Origin of the sequence: Roseburia sp. TF10-5 (assembly GCF_003462365.1) — a bacterium.
GTDB classification, from domain to species: domain Bacteria; phylum Bacillota; class Clostridia; order Lachnospirales; family Lachnospiraceae; genus Roseburia; species Roseburia faecis.
Map to the genome: position 1 here is coordinate 290314 of NZ_QTYW01000002.1, position 17481 is coordinate 307794.

Here is a 17481-nt window from a genome sequence, read left to right on the forward strand (position 1 = left end):
ATAGGAAAAATCGCCCGCCTTGTATTTCCGGTTTTTCGCATCCGCGGTCCGGGCAAGTATGAATTATCTTGCGTATTATCTTGCGTACTTTCTTCCTCAATTATACAGAAAAACATGCGAAATTCCAATAGTATTCCAAACAGAAAAAAGCCGGTGCATCCCAGACGATGCACCGGTTTTTCCGTTTACTATATAAAATACTCCCTTGTACCGGCTGTTAAAGTCAGCCACTCTTTTACGCTTTCAGATCCAGCGAACGAATCTCCTGTCGAACCTTCAGAATCATGGATGGGCTGACAGAAAGCTCATCAAATCCCATACGAAGGAAGGTCTCGGTCAGCGTGGTATCTGCCCCAAGTTCTCCACAGATACCAACCCAGCAGCCACCCTTGTGACCATTGTCTACAATCATCTTCAGCATCTTTAAGATTGCCGGATGATGGGAATCATAAATGTTATCAAGCTTTGGATTCTGCCGGTCGATCGCCAGTGTATACTGTGTCAGATCATTCGTTCCGACAGAGAAGAAATCCACTTCCTGTGCCAGTTCTTCGGACATCATGACGGCTGCCGGAGTCTCGATCATAATACCAAGCTCGACATCCTTGTACGGAATCTTTTCCTCATCCAGTTCTTTTTTCACTTCCTCGATGATCTTCTTTATGGTCTGTACCTCTGTGACAGAAATGATCATCGGGAACATGATGGCGATGGTTCCGTAATAGCTTGCCCGATACAGTGCACGAAGCTGTGTCTTGAATACCTCGCGGCGGTCAAGGCAGATACGGATCGCACGGTAACCCATTGCCGGATTATCTTCTTTGTCGAGTCCAAAATAATCAACCTGCTTATCCGCGCCGATATCCAGAGTACGGATGATTACTTTCTTTCCTGCCATTGCCTCGGCTACCTTGCGGTATGCTACAAACTGTTCTTCCTCGGTTGGATAATCCCTGCTCTCCAGATAAAGGAATTCGCTTCGGAACAGGCCGATACCGCCGGCATCATTTGCCAGTACCGATGCCACATCCCCGACACTTCCAATGTTGGCATACAGGTTAATTTTTGTTCCATCCTTTGTGATATTTTCTTTGCCTTTGAGCTCCTGCAGCAGACGCTTCTTTTCTTCGTCCTCTGCTTTTTTCTTCTGATAAGCCTCCATCACAGATACCGGTGGATCGATGATGATTTTTCCTTCATAACCATCCACAATACCCATTTTTCCATTGACGTCTTCCGGAAAATCTACTCCGATCAATGCCGGAATATTCATAGTACGGGCCAGAATCGCGGTATGGGAATTGGTGGAACCATGACGGGTAACAAAAGAAAGCACCTTCGATTTATCAAGCTGTACGGTCTCACTTGGTGCCAGATCATCGGCAAGTAAAATCACCGGTTCATCGGCGTCCAGACCATTTCCTCCGTTGCCCTGTAAAATGGAAACCACGCGATTAGACACATCCTTGACATCTGCTGAACGCTCGCGCATGTAGTCATCATCCATCGCTGCAAACATTTCGGAGAACGTATCTCCTGTGGATGCCACGGCATATTCTGCATTTACCTGCTGACCTTCGATCATATTTGTGATAGATTCTACGTAATCGAGATCTTCCAGCATCATCTGATGTACTTCAAAAATTGCAGCGTTGACTTCACCGACTTCCTTTAACGCTTTTTCATAAAGTCCCGCCAACTGCTGTTTCGCTGTCTCCCTGGCATCTTCAAAACGTTTGATTTCTTTTGCGGTATCGGTTATTTTCTCCCGCTTCACCTGATTTTCTGATTTCTGATAAATGGCAAGGCGGCCGATTGCCACCCCGCTGTATACGCTTTTACCCTGAATTGTCATAGCGTCACCTCATCCTTTTGCTGATTCATTCTCCGTAAACGGTTGCCGGAACGGTTTCTTACAGTTTCTCCTCTAAGAATTTGCCAAGTGCTGCAATTGCTTCTTCTTCCTGGTCTCCATCTGTCTTTAAGACGATTTCCTGTCCGCATTTTACACCAAGTCCCATAACTCCAAGGATTCTCTTGGCGTCAACTTCCTTACCATCTTTACTGATGGTTACTTTGCATGGATATGCGGCTGCGGCTTTCACCAGTTCTCCTGCAGGTCTTGCGTGGATTCCCTGCTCGTCTTTGATGGTATACGTAAATTCTTTCATGATCATTCTCCTTTTCTTTTTGTTGTTGCTTCCTCCATTTCCGAAGGAAGCTTTTTGTGTATCTCCTGTCAAATGGTTTTATTATGCTGCATCCTTTTTGATTACGCCAAGCATTACGGCTGTAATAACAGAGCCGACAGCCCATGCAAGGATGTATAACAGTGGATGGCCTACCGTTGCAAATACAAAGATTCCACCGTGCGGAGCCATCAGTGTGCACTTAAACAATGCGGATAAAAATCCGGCAACTCCGGCACCAACCAAGGTACATGGAATTACGTGAAGCGGATCTGCTGCTGCAAATGGGATGGCACCCTCGGTAATAAAGGAAGCACCCATAACGAAGTTGGATACCTTTGATCCACGTTCTTCCTTTGTGAATTTCTTCGGGAAGAACTGGCAGGCAAGTGCGATTCCGATTGGAGGAACCATACCACCAACCATGATTGCAGCCATGGCAATGTAGCATGCCTGAACCGCCGGATCACCTGGCTGTGCGCCTTTTTCAAGCATCTGGCTTGCAGTTGCCAGTACGCCGGTACCAAATACATAAGCGGCTTTGTTGATTGGGCCACCCATATCAATGGCCATCATTGCTCCCAGGATCAGACCAAGTACGGTAATATATCCTGCATCGGAGATTGCGGTCAGTCCATTGCTGAGTCCGGTATTGATCAGTCCGATCAGCGGGTTAAAGATAAAGCACATCAGAATACTGATGATTAAAATACCAAGTAACGGATAAATCAGTGTCGGCTTGATTCCGTCTAAGGAAGCCGGCAGTTTTGAAAACGCTTTTTTCAGGAACAGTACAATAAATCCGGCAAGGAATCCGGCTAAGATTCCACCGAGGAAACCGGAAACCGTGTTACCGCCGTTGGCTCCCTGGAATGCAAAATCTGCGATAAATTTCTGGAAACCAGTCGTAGAATCTGCCCAGTTATATCCGGTGATAAGTGCATTACCACTCGAAGCTAACAAACCGCCCGTAAAACCTACCGCAAGTCCCGGCCGGTCAGCAATCGAATATGCAATGTAACCTGCCAGTACCGGAACCATCAGTCCCATCGCCAGACCACCGGCATATTTGAAGAATGCGGATAACGGGGTGCAGGAACCGAATGCCGATCCACCCGTTGCACCATAGCCAAGCAGGGTATCGATCAGAAATGCAATCGCTGTCATGATACCACCGCCGATAACAAACGGAAGCATGTGGGATACCCCACTCATCAGGTGTGTGTAAATCATGTGTGCGGTAGAACCACCTTCTGCTTTTTCTTCTTTTCTGCTGCCCTCTGCCGCATGGTAGACAAGTGCATCACCGGCTACCGCACGGTTTAACAGCTGCTCTGCCTTGTTGATGCCGTCTGCAACCTTGCACTCGATGACTTTCTTCCCATCGAAGCGGTCCATCGGAACTTTGGTGTCGGCTGCAACGATGATTGCGGCCGCTCCTGCGATCTCTTCATCGGTAAGCACATGCTTGGCTCCGCCGGAACCTCTGGTCTCTACCTTAATCGTGATCCCCATCTCAGCCGCATGCTTCTCTAAGCTTTCCGCTGCCATATAAGTATGTGCGATTCCGGTCGGGCATCCGGTTACGGCAAGTACCTTGTATTTTGCCCCAGTTTCGTCTTCTTTTTCATCCTCATCTTTTGCGCTTTCCGCATCATCGATGACTTTTAAGAATTCGTCTACGGTCTTTGCATTTTTCAGTCCGTTGGTAAAATTCTCATCCATCAGAAGTACGGAAAGTTTGCTGAGCACCTCCAGATGTACATTATCCTCGGTGTTTGGAGCTGCAATCAGAAACAGTAAATTGACAGGTGCTCCATCTAACGCGTCAAACTCTACACCATCCTTTACTACCATAGCTGCCAGTCCCGGTGCTTTCACAGCATCTGACTTGCAGTGTGGGATCGCAATTCCCTCTCCAATTCCGGTTGTTCCTTCTTCTTCTCTTGCAAAAACCCCCTTGCGGTAAGTTTCCACATCGCGGATTTTTCCGCTTTTTGCCATGAGATCAACCATTTTGTTTAAAACATCCTGTTTTCCGGCTGCAGAACCGTTCAGTTCAATGCTCTCGGCTGCAAGCAAATCTCTGATTCTCATAGTATACCTCCTTAAAATAATTTTTTATTTGCATCCATCAATGCAAGTACTTCCTCTTTTGTTGCCAGCTCTTCGGAAAAAGCACTGGCACTTCCGGTACATACACCGTAGCGGAACGCATCTGCATAGCTGCCACCATTTAAATATCCATATATAAAACCAGCCACCATGGAATCTCCGGCGCCTACCGAATTGACAAGCTTTCCTTTCGGTGCATCTGCCCGGAACTCCTGACCGTCTTCCGTCACAAGGACGGCTCCGTCACCTGCCATGGAAACAAGAACATTTCTTGCACCCTTTTCCTGCATGCGTTTCGCATATTTCACAACGTCATCTTTGTCATTGATGATCGTGTGGAAAATCTCTCCCAGCTCATGATTGTTCGGTTTGATCAAAAACGGATGATACGCGAGTACATTCATCAGCAGATCTCTGGTCGCATCTACCACAATGTTCAGTTTTTTATTCTGAAGATGCTCCATAATATCCATATACATGGATTCCGGCATTGTGTCCGGAATGCTTCCGGCAAGTACCAGTGTATCGCCATCCTGCAATGCATCCAGTTTTCCGTAAAGTTTCCGAATATCTTCAGATGCAATCTTTGGTCCCTGTCCGTTGATTTCCGTCTCGGTCTGTGCCCGGAGTTTTACGTTGATACGGGACAATCCCTCGGTAACGTGAATAAAATCTGCGGTAACACCTTTCTCCTGCAGGAGACGGGTAATGGCATCTCCGGTAAATCCTGCCATAAAACCAAGTGCGGTGCTTTCTTCCCCAAGATTTTTCAGTACCATGGAAACGTTGATTCCTTTGCCTCCCGGAAAAATAATTTCCTTGCTGGTACGGTTGACCACACCGGTCATAAAGTTGTCCACATTTACAACGTAATCAATGGACGGATTAAATGTTACGGTATAGATCATTCTTTCACCTCCACAATATTTTTGTATTTTTTAAGTGCCGGCTTGTACAGCTCCGTTGTTAAGATGGTTGCCTGATCAAAATCAGCAAATTTCACACTGGAAAGCTGGTCAAACTTGCTGGCATCTGCCAGAATATAGCAGCGTTTGCAATTCTTCATGGAATATTTCTTTACCATGGCTTCCTTGATCTCCGGGGTGGAATATCCTTTGCTGACGCTGATTCCGTTCGTTCCCCAGAATCCTTTGGTAAAGTTATACTTGGAAAGCATCTCCATGGCTTCCTCCCCGACGATCGCCTCTGTCTGGGATTTGAATTCGCCTCCCAGCAGATAAACACGGCAGCCCTTTTCCGCCAGAAGCTTTGCATGGCTGATGGCATTTGTCACAAACACCGCCTGCGTCTCCTTAATAAAAGGGATCATCGCCTCGGTGGATGTTCCGGCATCGAGATAAACAAAATCATCCGGGCGGATGAGGGATGCTGCATACTTTGCAATTGCATTCTTTTGTTCCGCATTCATCGTCTTACGGTTTCTGACATCCTCATCATGTGTACTCACACTCGGCCGTCTGGCGATTGCACCGCCATGCACCTTGGTCAGAAGACCATTCTCATCCATTGTGATTAAGTCCCGGCGGACGGTTGATTCTGAAGCGTCAAGTGCAGTCATAAGTTCCTGTATTGTGGCACTTCCCTCCGCTTCTATTATGGACAGTATCCTTGAAAATCGTTCTTCTGCAAGCATATGCCTCACTCCTTTGTTTTCTTTTTCGTTCACAATCTTTCAAAATCGTTCATTTGATAGTTTTCATTATAGTGTGGTTTTCTGTCACGGTCAATCATTTTCCGTCAAAATCATTCACAAAAACAGAACTGGGATTTTGTGCATAATGTCATTTAATATAGTGGCTCGAAAGGACAGGGCATGGTTCAGACAGAGGCAATCCGGCTCATGCTCCTTGCAATTAAGAGGCTGTAGGAATTTTTATTTCAATTATTATCAGGCGGACGCAACCGGTGGTCATTCGCCTTCCGGGCTCAGTGACCACCTGCCTCGTACATCCATGTACGAGGCTTGCTGAAAATCGAAAAAATTCCAACAGCCTCTAAAATGCAAGAGAAATCGCCGGATTGCCTCTGTCTGAACCATGCCCTGTCCTTTCTATCGTTTCATTATCGTATAAACTATCATGTAGTAAGCACAAAAATACAATTTGTTCTACAAAAAGAACAGCATACTTATTGAGAGTATGTGTATTATTTGCTACAATATCCCCGGAATATGACAAAACAGGTTTTTCTGTGAGTTTCTTGGTATTATCTTATAGAAATGCAGAAAACTTTATTTTACAATGATCCATTACAAACACAAGGAGGAATTATCATGAGAGGCGTTGAAACCCGAATTCAGGAAATCCGTCACAAAATTTTTACAGAAGTAGCCCGTATGGCTTATCATACCGAATGGCCTGTAAAGGAACGTATGGAAGAACTTCCATATAAGATTATTCCGGGAGAAACCGGAAATTTCAGAAACGATGTATTTTTGGAGCGTGCAATTGTAGGCGAACGCCTGCGTCTGGCAATGGGCCTGCCAAACCGCAGTGCAGCAGAGCATGCCCCGGTATCCGATGGCATTGAAGCTGCTGACCAGGCAGAAACTTACTATACTCCGCCTCTCATTAATGTCATTAAATTTGCCTGCAATGCCTGTCCCACAAAACGTGTGCACGTAACAGACGGCTGTCAGGGATGTCTGGCACATCCCTGTATGGAAGTATGCCCGAAAGGAGCTGTTTCCTTAGACCGTACCACCGGCAGATCTATCATTGACCAGGAGAAATGTATCAAGTGCGGCCGCTGTGCAAGTGTCTGCTCCTATAACGCCATTATCATTCAGGAACGTCCATGTGCCAAAGCATGCGGTATGGATGCCATTACTTCAGATGAAAACGGCAAAGCCAATATCGATTATGACAAGTGTGTTTCCTGCGGTCAGTGTCTGGTAAACTGCCCGTTCGGTGCCATTGCTGACAAATCCCAGATTTTCCAGACAATCCGTGCCATCCAGTCCGGTGAAAAGGTTTATGCAGCTGTCGCTCCTGCATTTGTCGGTCAGTTCGGACCAAAGGTTACCCCTGGCAAGCTGCGTGCTGCCATGAAAGAACTCGGGTTTGCAGACGTTTTTGAGGTAGCAATCGGTGCGGATCTGTGCGCAAAGCAGGAAGCAGAAGATTTCTTAAAAGAAGTGCCGGATGAACTTCCATTCATGGCAACTTCCTGCTGTCCGGCATGGTCTGTCATGGCAAAGAAATTATTCCCGGATCACGCCAACTGTATTTCCATGGCACTGACTCCGATGACATTAACTGCACGTCTTATCAAAAAGCATAACCCAAATGCGAAGGTTGTCTTTATTGGACCATGTGCGGCTAAAAAACTCGAAGCAATGCGCCGCAGCGTCCGCAGTGAAGTAGATTTCGTGCTCACCTTTGAAGAAATGGCCGGTATTTTTGATGCAAAACATGTGGATCTGGAAAACATGGAAGAAGATCCGGATGGTGTAAGTGACGCTTCCACCGATGGAAGAAACTTTGCCGTTGCCGGTGGCGTTGCTCAGGCTGTCGTAGATGTCATCAAACGGGATCATCCGGAACAGGAGATCAAGGTGGCAAATGCCGAAGGATTAAAGGAATGCCGTCAGCTTTTAAAGCTTGCCACATTAGGCAAATATCCGGGCTATCTGCTTGAAGGCATGGCCTGTCCGGGCGGATGTGTCGCCGGTGCCGGAACCATGCAGGCAATCAAGAAATCCCAGACAGCGGTCGGTCTGTATGCCAAAAAAGCAAACCATCAGTTCTCAAGCGAAACCGAATACATCAAAGAACTGGATAAACTGGTGGATTAAGTATCTGCCATGTAAAAAAGCCCTGCGCTTTCGGAAATTCCGAAAACGCAGGGCTTTTTGTCTGTTATTTTATTCTACTTCAATTCCAGTATCAAAGGTCCATTTCCACTGACCAAAGGAAGATGTGTATCTGCTGGTTCCTGCAATATCATTGTCAATCATGATTCCGCTGCATGTAGAATGAATCCGCCAGTACCTACTGTTTCCATACTTATGCACAATCGTGCGGCCACTGTAACTGTACTTATCTCCTGCAGATCTCTTAATCGTTCCTTTCGCATAGACACCAATATCTTCCAGATAATCCTTTACCGCTTCCATCGAAGAAAATTCTCCGAAATATATGGCTATATGGGAGGAAGAACCGCCCTTGCCATAAACAACAACATCTCCAAGTTCCAACTGGGAAAGGCTTTTCCCACTGCTTTTTCTTCCAATAGACTTCTTTGTGCCGGAATTCCACCGGATCGCACCCTTTGTTGCAACCCCTGTTGTATACGAAATACTCGATCCGCTTACCCAGTCTCTGGTACAATGTGCTCCAACACTGACATTTTTCAGTGCAGTCCCTTTCCGTCCCTTACTCTCCAGACGATTCAGAGCTGCCCGTGTGTATCCACTGCAGTCACAGCGGATTCCATCAACCACACTGCCATAACTCTTTCCCAGAAATCCTTTGCACAATGTTTTCCGGTAATTATCCTGTGCCACAACCGCGGTACTTTTCTTTCCTGCTGCTTCTGCCGGTGCTGCAGTACCCCCTATTACAACAGCCGCCAACAAAATACCTGCGATCAGCTTCTTACCCCATGTAACCTTAAACTTCAATGCCTATCCTCCAATTTGTTACAACTTTGTTACTTAACTATAACATATAGTAACAAAAATCAGAGGCTTTTTCAAGAAAAATGTGCAAAAAAGTTTCATTTTTATCTCATTTTTTATGTGTTTTTAATATTTTTTGGTCTCAATCTCCTGGAAATCATTTTTCATATCATACGAAATAAGTGAAAAATCATCCCGTTCCACATGAAGCACATAAAAACGGTCACCCGAAGAAAGTCCCCTCATCTGTTCTGCACCGGTCCACGTATCCATTTTCTGCTGTGTTCTCTTTAAGGAAATTTTCTTTACAAAAGACGTTCCATCCCACTGAAACAGCATATACCTGTTATAATTGGTTTTGGTCCAGGTCTCTGTCGCAAATCCGACCAGTCCACGTCCGGTATCTACAAATGCACACTTGTAATTCTCTGCGGCACTGCAGAAATCTTCGTTTATCGTCACAGAATCCAAAATCCTGAGGTTTATCGGATCGGAGATATCAAACATTGTCAGTTTTACCCCTGTCTTCTCGCTTGTCTTAGCATTGGTTTCATAGCCGATGCCAAGCAACAATCCATCTCCAAACGGGTGCAGATAATCGGAATATCCTGTCATCTTCACATTTCCCAGCGGCTTCGGATGTGCCGGATCGGAAATATCTACTGCAAACAACGGGTCGGTATTATGATAAGTAATGAAATATGCTATATTTCCCAGATACCGTGCCGCATAAATCTCTTCTCCCTTTGCAATATTTTCCAGCAATCCCTCTTTTTTCAGGTCCGCATCCAGCAGATACAGGCGGTTTTCGGATAAAGAATTTTGGGAATCTGTTGTCAGAATACGAAGTTCTCCCCCACTTTCCGAAATAGCAAACGTATCCCGGATCGCCCCCTTTACGGTTGTTTCTGCAATTGCTGAAAACATTCCATTCTTATAAGAAAACTTGGCGATCTTTGTCTTTTCTCCACGCTCATATTCCATCTGATACAAATAGATTGCATCCGTTCCCATATAAACCTGTCGTCCGCTGTCGAGAAGCACCATATGGTCTGCAGCCTTCGATGTCTCTTTAAGATTTACAGATGCCATAATGACTTCTGTTGTCCCATTCTTCTGCACATAAAAACATCCGGCATCTGCTTTTTTCCCGGCAATCTCCGGAATGACCTGAGCCTTCCAGTTCTTTCCGTCTCTGGACACCCAACGGTCAGTAAACAGATAAATAAAATTTCCAACCTTACGGGAACTCTGGTATGCTCCATCCATTTTCATGGTTGCACTTAATACCGGATTTGCACGTTCGGAAATGTCATACGTCAAAAGAACTGTACTCACATTTCCGTCCGGTTCATAAGCGATATCTTTGTAACATCCGATAAAACCGGAATCATTGTCAGCCTCCGTGCTGTCGGACTGAATCTCCTCCTGTTGTGTTTCCCATCCCTGCTTGATAACATACAGCCGGTCATTATCCACGTATAGCTGCAAAAGGATGTCATTTTCCGTCAGTTCCGGCCGTATTTCCGACAGCTTACGCATATTTTTGTCCCGAATATCCACAATGGTCACCCGGTCATCATTCAGCACATACAGATAATTTCCGTCATTTTTGACGATGTCCCCCTCGTCCACACCGTTTACCTGCAAATTGGTGTCGGAATGGGTACCGGATGACTCTTTTTTCGCCTCGGCAGAACCGGTATCTTCCACGAAAAACAAATCATCCACTGTGCCTTCTGCCAACTCCTTTTGTGAATTGGATTTTTTCTGTACCGCTGCATATACATCCTGGTAACTTTTTGCCAGAGTAAATGCACCAATTTGTTCTTTCTTTTCTGTATCCTGCGTACTGTCGACAGTTTCTGTTACGGAAAGAGCAGCCTTTTTCGGTTGCGCATCATCGGTTCCATACTTATTCCATCCATAGGTTCCGACCGCAATCACCAGCACCGCAACTGCCGCAGCAATTCCGGCAAATCTCCGGTAATGTCTGTGTTCTTTCCTGCCTGCGGATGTCCGGTTTTTCCGCTCCTCCAGCATCTGCTGCACCGCCCCGGGTGTCAGAGTATCCGGCACGGTAATCTGCTCTGCGGATCTGTCTATTTTCTCTTTCCATTCTTCCAGGTTCTGTTCCTGCATATTCTCACCTCAATCCCTTCAGCTGTTTTTCCATCCGCTGCAACGCCCGATGTTCTCTCGACCGCACAGTATTCTCATTCATTGCAAGAATCTGTGCAATCTCCCGCGTCTTATATCCACCGAAGACATGCATTCCCACAATCATGCGGTCCTCCTCATCCATCGTAAGAAATGCACGTCGGACTTCTATATATTCCTCACGGGTATCACCCCATACATAGCCGTCCCAACCACCGTTTTCTTCCGTCAGTTCTTCTCCCCGTTGATAGTATTCCCGCATTTTCTGTTTGCACATATTTGCCACGATACGATACATCCAGGCGGAAAAAGCATCTTCCTTCCGCAATTTCCCGATATTTTCAAATGCTTCCATCACAGCGGCACTGACCACATCCTCCGCATCCTGTGTATTTCCAAGCGTATACAGCGCAAACTGATACAGCCTCTTATAAATTGTCCCATACAATTCGGCAAACGCTGCGGTATCCCCGCGCTTTGCCCTTTTTACTAATAAACGTTCATCCATGGAAGGCCCTCCTATCTATACAGTGTATCGGAGGTGTATTTTTGTTGCAAGAAAATAAAAAAAGCCCTCCCGTCAAATAGGGGGGCTGTTTCGTTCCTCGATCAGGAATCTTTTTTCGCCTTATCAATCATATAAAGAATATCTGCAAGCTCATCTTCCGGAATTTTGACATAATCCGCAAGTTCTTTCTGCGTTGGCTGTGCACCGTTCTGTTTTTTCAGATAGTTCACCGCTTCACTTACCAGCGCAACTTTTCCAACCACAGAATTTTCATTCTCATCCTCACCGGTCTGTTCCCGGATGCAGGATTTCATCGCTTCTTCCACCGCGGTAAGAAGTTCCTCTTCCACATCCACTTTTTCGTGGCTGCCGCACAGCTCGCTCAGGCGCAGGAAAAGCGCCATATTTCCTTCCTGCACAATATCCTCAAATCCTTCCGGGGAAACTGCCAGTTTCTTTGCTACTTCCAGTACGTTGCGCAGCCATGCATTGGAGAGCGCGTGTACCATGCTCTCTTCCCCTGCCAGCAGCTTCTTATACATATCAATCTGCTGCTCCTTGGTATACTCCGGAATATCTTTCAGTTCCTCCAGATACATCTGAAACATGGGAGAAGTGGAAATGTTGTCTGTGACGGAATCTTTTGCAGATTCCTTTTTCGCAGAAGATTCTTTGGTTTCTTCTTTCTCTGCGGTCTCCTCATATTCCGCTTCCTTTGTTTCCGGTTCGTTCTCTTCCGGCTGCGGATCATCATGTGGTGTTGACAGAAACTCTAACACCATCTCTTCCTGCTGTGCATTCAAATCCATATCCTTAAAATAGGAAAGGATCTCCTCTCTTGTCATCGGCTCCGCCGAAGTGCGGATAATATCCTGTACCGCACGTATGGTTTCTGTAAATGTATTCTGGTCTAACATATCAGGTCTCCTGTTCCTCATCATAACATTCGCTTCTGATCCGCGAACTGATCTCCTGCAGACATTCTATGAGGATCGGATTAAACTGTCCGCATTCCCCATGCAGGATCATTTCCAGTACCTTTTCATGCGGTACTGCTTTCTTATAAACACGCTCACTCGCCAGCGCATCGTACACATCCGCTACAGAAACTACCTGTGCGGAAATCGGGATTTCATCTCCCACAAGTCCATCCGGATAGCCTTTTCCATCGTAGCGCTCATGATGCCAGCGGCAGATCTGGTGTGCGATCTTTACCAGTGGCTCGTCCTGATAAATACCAAGCTGTTCCAGCATTTCTGCACCGATGACGGTATGCGTTTTCATAATCTCAAATTCTTCTTTTGTCAGTTTTCCCGGTTTATTCAGGATTTTTTCATCCACACCGATTTTTCCGATATCATGCAAAGAAGAAGCAAGTGCGATCATGGCTCTGGTATCCCCATCCAGATGATACTTTTCGGTTTTCTGCGCCAGTCTCTCCAGAAGCATCTCCGTAAGTTTGTGAATGTGAAGCACATGGCTTCCGCTCTCTCCGTTTCGAAACTCCACAATATGACTGAGAATATGAATCAGCATCTCGCTGTTTTTCTCTTTTTCGTTGATCTGCGCGGTAATCAGGGAAGTCAGCCGACGCTGCTTCGCATATAATTTCATGGTGTTCGTCACACGCTGATAAACGATCTGTGCATCGCATGGCTTGCTGACAAAATCCACTGCACCAAGTGCATATGCCCGCTTCACAGCCTCCGGGGCATCGGCTCCGGACATCATAATAACCGGAATATCCTCAATCCAGTGATTTTTATTCATATATGTCAGGACATCAAATCCATCCATCTTCGGCAATACCACATCCAGCAGAACCAAAGAAATACTATTGACCTGCTGTTCCAGTATTTCTATGCATTTTTCTCCGCTCTCCGCCTGCAGGACATGATAATCCCTGGAAAAAATCATATCCAGAAGCGTCCGGTTGACCTCCTCATCATCCACTACAAGGATCTCCGGAATCATCTTTTCCGGTTGCTGCTGTGCGTGTATCTTTCCCTCATGATCAATCATGTTATTCTCGGTGATGGCCATGTTTTTCTTATTTTTTGCCTGATACATCAGTTTATCTGCGCGAAGCATTGCATGCTCAACAGATTCGTTCTGCGAAATCACGGCACCCATACTGACAGAAATCTGAATATTGGAATACCCCGGAATCACTGCATTCTGGATCTTTTCCTGAATCTCCTGCAGTTTTTCTACCAGACCATCTTCCTTTATCTCCGGCAGCACAAGAACAAATTCATCTCCGCCATAGCGCACAAGCGTATCCTCTCTGCGGATACAACGCCAGATCACGCCAGCAACCGCTGCAAGTGCCATATCTCCGGTCAGATGTCCGTATGTATCATTGCAAAGCTTGAAATCATCCACATCAATCACAACAATTCCGGCATTTCCCGTCCACATTTTTATCTCTTCCTCAAAATACAGACGATTATAAACTCCGGTCAGGACATCCTTATATAATTTTTCATTATATCCGGTCAGTTTATTGATCAGCTTTTCTCTGCAGGATATGTCGATTAAGGTGTCGTCCTCCAGATGATTGATCAATTCCATGACGTATGGCTGTCCATCAATTTCCATATACCGGGAGATTACCTGATAGACTTCTGATTCAAGGAATTCCAGCTTAATCATCTGCTTCTTTTCGCGCAACGCTTTATAGGAACTGCAGTTTTCGCACTTACCGTTTTTCTTCCAGAAACTGTAGCACGGACATCCATCCTGCACATTTTCGCACGTTCCTTTCCCTTGCTGGTAAAATGTCCGCTCAACATCTTCTCCTTTTAACAGACGTACTACCTGAAAAATCTTCTGATAATATTTGATTTCCTGTTCTGCTTCCTGCATGGTCATCCCGTTACCGGATTGCATTACACCTCATCCTCCTGGCATTAAAAATTCAAGTCAATTTTAATTCCCTTCAGATCCTCGTTTACGAGATTGTTCTTTTTAAGAATCGTCTGGATGTGCTGCTGCGCCTCCTCCAGCTTACTCGTACCCGTCTGATCCACCGTTACATCTGCCTCCAGCCTGTCTGCCTCGACAGAACCCTCAATCATCTTCTCCTGCTGCTGTTTTTCCTCTTTCTTTTCGTCAATCTTTTCCTGCTGCTCGTCGCGCTTCTCCTGCGCTTCCTCTGCTTTCTCTTTCTCTTCTTCCTGTTTCTCGTCGATGTGATCTACCGCATCCTGTATCAGCATGCCAAAAGCATCTTTATCGGAAGCATCCAGCAGTTCATCCGCTGCATCCTGCGCTTTTTGCATATCCTGTGATTTCAGCAGGTCGAGCTTTGCATCTGCCGCTGCCTCAGTCAGAGAAGTCACGTTACGCTGCGCCCTGTCTTTCTTGTTCAGAATGACATCCTTTTGTGCATTCAGCTGTAATACCATGGTCTGATAATCGGTCAGAGGGGTATTCTGCAGTTCTTTCAAACGGTCTATCTCCTCCTTGGAAAAGTCATCCGTCTGCACACCTTTCTGATAATCCTGATATTTTTCCAGCAGTTCTAAGTCTTTCTGCTCCTGGGAATCCAAATCCACCCCATAACTCTGCCGCGCGATTTCTTTACTCTCGCGAATCTGTTTCAATTCCTCGTTACACTCACGGACTTCTTTGCGTTTTTCCTCTTTCTGCTGTGCTATCTGATCCCGCTGGCTTACCGCCTTGTTATCACTGTCCCATGCGTCCCGGATCAGCTTCATCGCCTGTTTCTGGGCACTCTGTTTTTTATCATTTACAGCATTATTGGTAGACTGGGCAAACTGCAGGTCTCCAGCATATATTGTTCCTTTGTCGGATACTCCGTTTTTGCGTGTTTCATCACTTCCGATTTCGTATCCATTCATGTTAGCATGTGGTGCCTGAATCGTCAATGACATATCAAAATTCCCCCTTTATTTTTTCATAATCTTTTATATTATATCGGATACTTTCCGAAATTTCTCCATATATCCGGCTAGATATTCATGGGAACTATTCATGGGAACTGCTGTCTTTGTACTGCTGCTCATCCACCAACTTCTGTTTTAATGTCTTAAATGCCTCGTCCCAGGTCTGCCCTGATTCATTTTTTCTGTTAAACTCATTTTCTTTATCCCTGACATAGTTTTGTATCGGCAGATCGATCCGGTAAACCTTTTGTTCAAACGCCCAGTAATCCTCCTCCGAAGCAAAGCCCGAGAGCAGTTTTTCTTTTTGCTCCTTCGTCCAGATACCATCCAGATTCTTTTTTAAGTCCTCTACATATGCTTTTACCTGTTCATCCGTTACCTGATATCCATTCTGCATTGCCGCAACATACAGTGCATTGCGTTCCTTGGCATAAGCAATTGCTTTCTTTTCCGACAATGTCTTATCATATGTAATTTCATAAAACTTTGTATACATCTGTACCTGTTCCCGGGTTACAATCGTATGATTTCCAATGGCACAGATTTCCTCTTTGTCGATACTCTTTGTCACACGCTCTTTGTCGGAAGACGCAAAATAATATACCGAAGCATCCGACTTCTGCAGTGTTTTCAGATAATCGCCAATCTCTTCACAGACATCTTCCACCACCTGTTCAAATGCATCCAGATCCGTCTGCTTTGCACCGCTTTCATATGCCTCCTGTTTGATTTCTTCCTCCGTCTGCGTTCCTGTCTGGCTGTCTATATACTTGCGCACCGCAAGATTCTGACGAATAACCGGCTCCATATTCTTCCAGTAAGCACTCTCTCCACCGAATCCCGCATAAAAATCGCGGATTTTTTTCCGGTTCTCCGCTTTGTTCATCTGTGTCTTCAGCAGTTTTGCATAATCATCATATTCCTGATCCGACACAGTACATCCGTTCTTTTTTGCAAGTGCATACAACGTCTTTTTTGTAATAATATCTTTTATAACCTCTTTTTTTGCGGTTTTTACCGTTTCTCCGTTTTCCACACGCAATGCCACTCCTGCCTGGATTTCCTGCCGTGTTACCGGAATTCCCTGGATACGGTAAACCACCTTTGCAGCCTTCCCCGTAAATCTGGAAACAATTGTTCCAAGCCGGAAAAAGGAAGTTCCTCCCCCTACGGACACCCCGACTCCCGCCAAAACAAGCATGGCAAGAACTGCTGCAGCTGCTCTCCATTTAAAAGAAGCCTTTCTTTGGTGCATGTCATGTTTTGGCTTATATGTATACGCTTCCTCTATAATGTCATCACTGATTTCACCGATTGCATCGGATAATTTTTCGGATTTTCTCATAACACTACACCCTCCTTCTCCAGTTTCTTTCTCAGCTTTTTGCGCAGACGCATCAGTTTTACGGACACACTGTTTTCTTTCATTCCAAACGTTTCCGCAATCTGTGCGACAGACTCCGCATACCAGTACCGTTTGACGAACATCACGCGGCTGCCAGTATCCAGTTCCCGTAAAAAGCGTTCCAGGACTTTCGTCACCTCCTGTTCTTCCCACGGCTTCTGCTCCTGCGCTGCCGGAATACATTCTTCCAGTTCCGCAAGCGATACATCGTAATAGCTGTTGCGCTTTGCCGCCATGTTATGCCGCAGCCTTTTGACGGACAGATTGCGGGTAATCCTGCAGACATAGGAGACCAGCGGATTCGGGGTCTGCGGTGGGATGCTGTTCCACACACCAAGCCACGTATCATTAACACATTCTTTTGCATCCTCTTCGTTATCTAAGATCCGGCGGGACAGGCTCTGACAGAGTTTTCCGTATTTCTGCGACAATTCGGCAATTGCCTGCTGTGACCGCTCCTGAAATAAGCGGATGATTGCAGTATCTTCCATGATGATTCCTCCCTTCCTATCTGTATACTACCGGTTTCTGGCTGGATGTGACGGGCAGAT

At 45.8% G+C, this 17481-nt stretch carries 14 protein-coding genes; 1 reads left to right on the plus strand and 13 read right to left on the minus strand.

Annotated elements, in window-relative coordinates; translation table 11 throughout:
* Positions 1 to 235: 235 nt before the first annotated feature.
* From ptsP to DXD06_RS03500, 5 genes are all read right to left on the minus strand, one after another.
* A complete protein-coding gene (ptsP, locus tag DXD06_RS03480; RefSeq protein WP_117830653.1) occupies positions 236 to 1855 on the minus strand; it encodes a phosphoenolpyruvate--protein phosphotransferase in 1620 nt (539 codons plus the stop codon).
* Positions 1856 to 1913: 58 nt separating this feature from the next.
* Entirely contained in the window at positions 1914 to 2171 is a 258-nt protein-coding gene (locus DXD06_RS03485; RefSeq protein WP_117830654.1) for an HPr family phosphocarrier protein, read from the minus strand.
* Between the two features lie 81 nt (positions 2172 to 2252).
* Positions 2253 to 4286 carry a PTS fructose transporter subunit IIABC gene (locus DXD06_RS03490; RefSeq protein ID WP_117830655.1) on the minus strand — a complete coding sequence of 678 codons (2034 nt, stop codon included), beginning with the start codon at positions 4284 to 4286 and terminating at the stop codon, positions 2253 to 2255.
* Between the two features lie 11 nt (positions 4287 to 4297).
* A complete protein-coding gene (pfkB, locus tag DXD06_RS03495) occupies positions 4298 to 5212 on the minus strand; it encodes a 1-phosphofructokinase (protein WP_117830656.1) in 915 nt (304 codons plus the stop codon).
* Positions 5209 to 5958, minus strand: a complete 750-nt coding sequence (locus tag DXD06_RS03500; protein ID WP_022046792.1) for a DeoR/GlpR family DNA-binding transcription regulator — start codon at positions 5956 to 5958, stop codon at positions 5209 to 5211. Before DXD06_RS03500 ends, pfkB begins: the two co-directional genes overlap by 4 nt.
* A gap of 639 nt (positions 5959 to 6597) precedes the next feature.
* On the opposite strand from DXD06_RS03500, the gene DXD06_RS03505 reads away from it, so the two are divergent.
* Positions 6598 to 8121 carry a 4Fe-4S dicluster domain-containing protein gene (locus tag DXD06_RS03505; protein ID WP_055066768.1) on the plus strand — a complete coding sequence of 508 codons (1524 nt, stop codon included), beginning with the start codon at positions 6598 to 6600 and terminating at the stop codon, positions 8119 to 8121.
* A gap of 69 nt (positions 8122 to 8190) precedes the next feature.
* On the opposite strand, the gene DXD06_RS03510 is transcribed toward DXD06_RS03505, so the two are convergent.
* The 8 genes from DXD06_RS03510 to DXD06_RS03550 all read right to left on the minus strand — a co-directional run bounded on the left by DXD06_RS03510 (position 8191) and on the right by DXD06_RS03550 (position 17421).
* Positions 8191 to 8949, minus strand: coding sequence for an NlpC/P60 family protein (locus DXD06_RS03510; RefSeq protein ID WP_117830657.1), 759 nt, complete (start codon positions 8947 to 8949; stop codon positions 8191 to 8193).
* A gap of 123 nt (positions 8950 to 9072) precedes the next feature.
* The gene (locus DXD06_RS03515; RefSeq protein ID WP_199535194.1) at positions 9073 to 11088 is read right to left on the minus strand and encodes a beta-propeller domain-containing protein; all 2016 of its coding nucleotides are present in this window, start codon (positions 11086 to 11088) and stop codon (positions 9073 to 9075) included.
* Positions 11089 to 11092: 4 nt separating this feature from the next.
* Positions 11093 to 11614, minus strand: a complete 522-nt coding sequence (locus DXD06_RS03525) for an RNA polymerase sigma factor (RefSeq protein ID WP_022046796.1) — start codon at positions 11612 to 11614, stop codon at positions 11093 to 11095.
* A 101-nt stretch (positions 11615 to 11715) separates the two neighbouring features.
* Entirely contained in the window at positions 11716 to 12531 is an 816-nt protein-coding gene (locus DXD06_RS03530; protein ID WP_022045749.1) for a hypothetical protein, read from the minus strand.
* A gap of 1 nt (position 12532) precedes the next feature.
* Positions 12533 to 14506, minus strand: a complete 1974-nt coding sequence (locus DXD06_RS03535) for a diguanylate cyclase domain-containing protein (RefSeq protein ID WP_117830660.1) — start codon at positions 14504 to 14506, stop codon at positions 12533 to 12535.
* A gap of 20 nt (positions 14507 to 14526) precedes the next feature.
* On the minus strand, positions 14527 to 15513 hold the full coding sequence (locus tag DXD06_RS03540) for a hypothetical protein (RefSeq protein ID WP_117830661.1): 987 nt from the start codon (positions 15511 to 15513) through the stop codon (positions 14527 to 14529).
* A 94-nt stretch (positions 15514 to 15607) separates the two neighbouring features.
* On the minus strand, positions 15608 to 16870 hold the full coding sequence (locus DXD06_RS03545; protein ID WP_117830662.1) for a hypothetical protein: 1263 nt from the start codon (positions 16868 to 16870) through the stop codon (positions 15608 to 15610).
* Positions 16867 to 17421, minus strand: a complete 555-nt coding sequence (locus tag DXD06_RS03550) for an RNA polymerase sigma factor (protein ID WP_199535195.1) — start codon at positions 17419 to 17421, stop codon at positions 16867 to 16869. Before DXD06_RS03550 ends, DXD06_RS03545 begins: the two co-directional genes overlap by 4 nt.
* Positions 17422 to 17481: the final 60 nt, after the last annotated feature.